Here is a 634-nt window from a genome sequence, read left to right as displayed (position 1 = left end):
GCGCTCGCCGCGGCCGCCGGCCTCACCGGCGCCGGCGTCGCCCTCGCGGCGCCCGCGACGGCGGTGGCCGACTCCGTCGCCGTCTCCGCCGACGACGACGGTGCCGGGGATGACGACGGTGCCGGGGATGACGACGGTGCCGGCGGCGACGACGGCTCGGGTGACGACGACGGCGCCGGCGACGACGGCGGCTCCGGCGACGACGGCGGCTCGGGTGACGACGACGGCGCGGCCGGCGGTGCGGGCGGCTCCGGCGACGACGACGGGGCGGGCGGTGACGACGACGGCGACGACGGCCGAGCGCCGAGCGGCGGCGTGAACACGGGCGTCTCCGCCGACGACGACAACGGCGGCGATGATGACCGCGGGGACGACGACGGCGGTGACGACGACGGCGGCCAGGCGCCCAGCGGCGGCGTCGACACCGGCGCCGGCAGCACCTCCGGCGACGACACCGGCTGGCTGGCTCCGGGCGCGCTGGTCGGGCTGGCGACGGTCGGCGGCGCGGGCCAGCTGTGGCGTCGGTTCCGGACCGAGAGCTGACCGGCGCACCGGCCGTCCGCCGTACCCGCGGTGGCCGCCGACCCGGGCGGGCGGCGGCCATCGTGGCGCTGTCCGCCCTGGTGGCGGCCGG

General features: G+C 80.8%; 1 pseudogene. It reads left to right on the top strand.

Going from position 1 to position 634, the window contains the following annotated elements:
- Nucleotides 1–543: pseudogene (locus DY240_RS32235) on the top strand (hypothetical protein); the annotation flags it as partial.
- Nucleotides 544–634 lie beyond the last annotated feature (91 nt).

The organism is Jiangella rhizosphaerae, from assembly GCF_003579925.1.
In the GTDB taxonomy this organism is placed as follows: Bacteria; Actinomycetota; Actinomycetes; order Jiangellales; family Jiangellaceae; genus Jiangella; species Jiangella rhizosphaerae.
Note: the sequence above shows the minus strand (reverse complement) of the source record. Positions and strands in the feature narration are given on the sequence as shown.